Genomic DNA, 4,724 nt, shown 5'->3' on the forward strand with positions numbered 1-4,724 from the left:
CGGTCCTCGGAGGCCTGCGCGTACGCGGCCGCGGTGACGTTGGCGGCTGCGGCGAGCTCTGCCGGCGGGGCGAAGCGCCGCTCCTCCTTGAGCAGGTTGGCCAGGCTCTCGTTGCTCAACGCGTACTCCTCATGCTGTTCTTGCGGTTCCTTGCCGGTACTCGCCGGGCGGCGGCCTCCCGGCGAATACCCCTCGATCTTCACGCGCGCCGGACGCCCGGCAGCGCGTATCGGGCTGAACTCTCGGTGCCCGAACTTAAACCTTTCGGTACCGGGCCGGCCGGCGGCCGGGAACCGTCCCGGGGCCGTACCACGGGCCGAAACCCCGTCAACCGGGCAAACCCTTCGGTACCGACCGTCATCCGCCACCGGCCCTCGGCTCCTAGCCTGACCACCGACGGTGCCCCGACATAAGGGCCCCGCCGAGCGGCCGCACCCGTCCCGCACAGGTCCGGCCCCTCGCCCATCGGGGGATGCCAGGAAAGGGAACATCGGATGGCGCTGCGCAGGGCGACAACGGAACGAACCGAGCGGATGGTCGCGGCCGGCCCACCGGTGAACCGGCCACTCGCCGTCCTCACGACCGCCGCCCTCCTGCTGCTCGGCGGGTGCGCTACCGGCGACGACGCCACCCGTGCGGGATCGCCGGCCACGCCCGGCACCGCCGGGACGGACCGGCCGACGACGGTGCCGGGCTCGTCCCCGGGCGGGCCGAAGGCGGCGGAGGACCGCGCGCTCCCGGGCGGCCTCGGCGATCCGGCCACCGCACCGACGGGCAGCCCGGTGTTCGAATCCGATGGCCCCCGCAACCCCTCCTACGGGGGCCTGGGAACGCTGACCGCCTGCGACTCCGGGCGGCGCCTGGCCGTCCTGGACGCCCCGCTGTCCGACGTGCCCGACGGCGCCCGGGTCGGCGCCACGGCGCCCACCGGCGCCAACGGCGAGGAGTGGCTCGTGTGGACCGAGCCGGACGGCGGCCTGGTGCTGCAGTCCCTGCTCTCCAGCGGCTCACCCGTGCCGCGGCTGGTCACCGCGGAGCCGACCGGCGCCGTCGCGGTCCGGGACGAGGCCTCCGCGGGCACCACCGCCGCCTCGACGCAGCGCTGGCAGCTCACCGACCGCCGGCCGCAGCCGGGCGCCGCCTCGGCGAACGGCTCCGCCACCCCCGACTGTCTGCGGATCAGGACCCAGGACGGCGCCGGCTGCCTGCTCGACGACGGTGCCGACGCGCCCCTGGTGGTCGGTGACTGCTCCTCGCGCGCCGCGTGGTGGAGCCCCCAGGGCCTGCTCACCCCGACCGACCTCTGACCGGCCCGCCCGAGACCGCCCCGACCGATCGGAGCCCGCCATGTCACCGACCCGCGCCGACGTCGCCGTCTGCCCGCCACCGACCGCCCCGGACGACCCGGTGGCCCTGTACGCCGTCGACGCCACCGGTACCGGCCGGGCCGTCACCCGGCGAGAGCTGACCGACCAGGTCGACCGGGCCACGGCCGCGATGCGCCGGCTCGGCGTACGCCCCGGCGACCGGGTCGCCCTGCAGTTGCCGCTGGTCCCCGAAGCAGTGGCCGCACTGCTGGCCTGCACCCGGATCGGCGCCGTCGCCACCACGCCCACACCGTCGGCGCCCCCGCTCCACGATCCGTCCGACGAGCTCGCCCGGCGTCGCCTCCGGCGCGTCAGGCTGCTGGTGACGGCCGACGACCGGCGTCCCGCCGGGAGCCGGACCGCGCCTCCCGGGTCGCCGCAGGTCCTGGTGCTGCCCACGGGCAGCGGGCCGGCCCGCCGGCACCTCGCCCTCGCCGCACCGCCGGCCCGGAGCAGCCGCCCCGTCCCGGCCCCCGAGGAGAACGCGGCCGGCCTCCGGCTCGGCCTGCACGGCCCCGCCGACGTCTACTGGTGCGCGGCCGACCTCGACTGGCTGGTCCGTCACCCCCTGGCCGTCGCCGGGCCGCTGGCCCTCGGAGCCGCACAGGTCCTCTGCCAGGACTCCGCCCGCTCCGCCCACCCCGAGCGCCTCCTGGAGACCCTCCACACCTACCGCGTGACCGTGCTCCACGCCCGGCCCGACTCCCTGCAGGAGGTCCTGCGGCACTCCCCCGCGACCGGCCTGCCCACCCTGCCCGCCCCCGACCTGCGCCTCGTCGCGCCGGTCCCCGAGCTCGCCGACTCCCCCGGTCCCGACCACTGGTACTGGCAACGGGAGCACCTCCCCAGCCCCTCCTGGCACCTGCGGCACGGCCCCAGCCCCTGGTCGCTCCGACCGTCCGCCGTCCCCGCCGACTCCCACCCGGGGCAGCAGGACGCGGCCGCCCGGCCGTGAGCACCGGTCCCGGCGCCCTGCCGCCGGGACCGGCCACCCGATGCCGCCCCACGGACCTGTCCGACTACCGCTCACGCCGCACCCGCACGCACTCCCGTGGATCGTGCCGAGGCCGGACGGCGCCCGAGGCGCGCGCGCCACACCGTGGGGGCCGGCGGACCGGCCGCGCTCGGCTCGCCGGCCGACCGAGCCGCCGGCGTAGCCCACCGGGAGATCCGGGCGGATGCTCCCGTGTCACATTCCCGCGCCGCGCGGAGTCAGGGTCATGAGAGAACGGGGAGCCGGGCGGCGCAGGTCGCCGGAACCCCGCGCAATCCGAGAGGAGCGCGCCGGACGACCGCACCCGGCCCGCCCGATCGTCGCCGCGCACCGACCGGTGCCGCGTACCGACCGATGCCCGAGGAAGGCCCCCCATGATCCCGCTCCCCCGCGCCGCTGCCATCGCCGCACTGACCGCCCTGTCGATCGCCGCGACCTCCACCCCCGCCTCGGCCGGGCCGGCGCACCGACAGCACTGGTCGGCCGCCTGGGCCGCGCCGATGATGCGCCCCTCCGCAGCGCCCTGGTTCGCGACCTGGGCCGGGCAGGGCTTCGACCACCAGACGGTGCGGGAGGTGGTGCGGCTCGGCACGGGCGGCAAAGCCGTCCGGTTCCGGCTTTCCAACACCTACGGGACGGCTCCGCTGCGACTGACCGGGGCCAGTGTCGGCCGGGCCGCGGACGGGGCGGCCGTCGTCCCCGGGACCGTGCGGCCGTTGCACTTCGACCACCGGGACTCCGTCGTCGTCCCCGCCGGCGGGGAGGTCCTCAGCGACCCGGTGCCGCTGCCGGTGGCGGCCCGCGACCGGGTGGCGCTCACCCTCTACTTCGACGGTCCGACCGGCCCGGCCACCTACCACCAGCTCTCCATGACCACGACCTACCGGGCCGACGGCGACCACCGCGGCGACACCGACGCGGCGGCGTTCAGCGACGCCGTCCGCCCCGGGTACGGCTCCTGGTACTACGTCAGCGGCGTCGAGGTCACCGGCGGCCGGCCGGTGGGCAAGGCCGTGGTGGCCTTCGGCGAGTCCACCACCGACGGGTTCGGCGCCACCGTCGACGGGGACGACCGCTACCCCGACCGCCTCGCCGAACGACTCATCGCCGACGGCCGGCCGCGCCCGGTGCTCAACGCCGGCATCGGCTCGAACAAGATGCTCGCCGACTCGGCCTGCGCCGGCGACAGCGCCCTGTCCCGCTTCGAACGCGACGTGCTCGACCAGCCGAACGTCGGCACCGTGATCGTCTCCCACGGAATGAACGACATCCTCCGCACCGGGGACCAGATCTGCGGCGTGGACCGCGAGGACCCGCCCGTCACCCTCCAGCGGCTGATCGACGCCCACCGCGCCCTGATCCGCGCCGCCCACGCCCGCGGCGTCAAGGCCGTCGGCGCCACCCTGATGCCCTTCGGCGGCGCGCCGTTCTGGACCCCGCAGACCGACCGGCTGCGCCGCGACCTGAACGAGTGGATCCGCACCTCCGGCGAGTACGACGCGGTGGCCGACTTCGACCTGGCCATCGACCCGGCGGGCACCGGCACCATCCCCGACGGCTACCACTTCGGCGACCACCTCCACCCCAGCCCGCTCGGCTACCGGGCCATGGCCGACGGCATCGACCTCGACAGCCTGCAATGACCACCGTCAGGACGGCGGTCCGGGACGGGCCTCGGGGCCTCGGGGCCTCGGGGCTCGCCCAGGCGGGACCCGGTGGCGCTCGGAGTGGAAATCAGGAAGGCTCGGGCGCATGGTCTCGGTATTGCAGAATGTGGCGATCGACTGTGCGGATGCCTACGAGTTGGCCCGCTTCTGGAGCAGGGTGACAGGCCGTCCGCTGCATCCGGAGGACAAGCCGGGTGATCCGGAGGTTCAGGTGCTGCTGGCGGAGGGCCCGCTCCTCCACTTCAACCAGGTACCCGAGGCCAAGACGGTCAAGAACCGGATCCATCTCTGTCTGCGCCCGGAGACCTCGCGCGAGCAGGAGGTGGAACGCCTGCTGGGTCTCGGTGCCACCCTCGTCACCGACCGCCGGAATCCCGACGGATCCGGCTGGGCGGTCCTGGCCGATCCCGAAGGCAACGAGTTCTGCGTTCTGCGCAGTGAGTCCGACCGGGCCGCCACGACTTCCTGACACGTCCGCCGGCCGTCCCCGGTCCTTCCGGGGAACGCGCCTCACAGGCCGAGGTCGGCGCCCGCCGACCTCGGCTCCCACCGCAATTCCGGAAAATGCAAAGCTCCGGGAAACGCAAAGAACCCCCGATCCGTGATGGATCGGGGGTTCTCTGTGAATGATTGTTCGGCGGCGTCCTACTCTCCCACAGGGTCCCCCCTGCAGTACCATCGGCGCTGTGAGGCTTA

At 75.1% G+C, this 4,724-nt stretch carries 4 protein-coding genes; all 4 read left to right on the forward strand.

What is annotated here, in order from left to right; translation table 11 throughout:
• Positions 1–494 precede the first annotated feature (494 nt).
• The 4 genes from J5Y04_RS40980 to J5Y04_RS40995 all read left to right on the forward strand — a co-directional run bounded on the left by J5Y04_RS40980 (position 495) and on the right by J5Y04_RS40995 (position 4,497).
• A complete protein-coding gene (locus J5Y04_RS40980; RefSeq protein WP_209417642.1) occupies positions 495–1,307 on the forward strand; it encodes a hypothetical protein in 813 nt (270 codons plus the stop codon).
• Positions 1,308–1,347: 40 nt separating this feature from the next.
• A complete protein-coding gene (locus J5Y04_RS40985; protein ID WP_209417643.1) occupies positions 1,348–2,322 on the forward strand; it encodes an AMP-binding protein in 975 nt (324 codons plus the stop codon).
• Between the two features lie 413 nt (positions 2,323–2,735).
• The gene (locus tag J5Y04_RS40990; RefSeq protein WP_209417644.1) at positions 2,736–4,004 is read left to right on the forward strand and encodes an SGNH/GDSL hydrolase family protein; all 1,269 of its coding nucleotides are present in this window, start codon (positions 2,736–2,738) and stop codon (positions 4,002–4,004) included.
• A gap of 109 nt (positions 4,005–4,113) precedes the next feature.
• Positions 4,114–4,497 carry a VOC family protein gene (locus tag J5Y04_RS40995; protein ID WP_209417645.1) on the forward strand — a complete coding sequence of 128 codons (384 nt, stop codon included), beginning with the start codon at positions 4,114–4,116 and terminating at the stop codon, positions 4,495–4,497.
• The last annotated feature ends 227 nt before the right edge of the window (positions 4,498–4,724 follow it).

Origin of the sequence: Kitasatospora sp. RG8 (assembly GCF_017813315.1) — a bacterium.
Taxonomy (GTDB): domain Bacteria; phylum Actinomycetota; class Actinomycetes; order Streptomycetales; family Streptomycetaceae; genus Kitasatospora.

Coding starts and splice junctions, on each gene's coding strand:
- J5Y04_RS40980 (WP_209417642.1), top strand. CDS start 495: ATGGCGCTGCGCAGGGCGACAACGGAACGAACCGAGCGGATGGTCGCG.
- J5Y04_RS40985 (WP_209417643.1), top strand. CDS start 1,348: ATGTCACCGACCCGCGCCGACGTCGCCGTCTGCCCGCCACCGACCGCC.
- J5Y04_RS40990 (WP_209417644.1), top strand. CDS start 2,736: ATGATCCCGCTCCCCCGCGCCGCTGCCATCGCCGCACTGACCGCCCTG.
- J5Y04_RS40995 (WP_209417645.1), top strand. CDS start 4,114: ATGGTCTCGGTATTGCAGAATGTGGCGATCGACTGTGCGGATGCCTAC.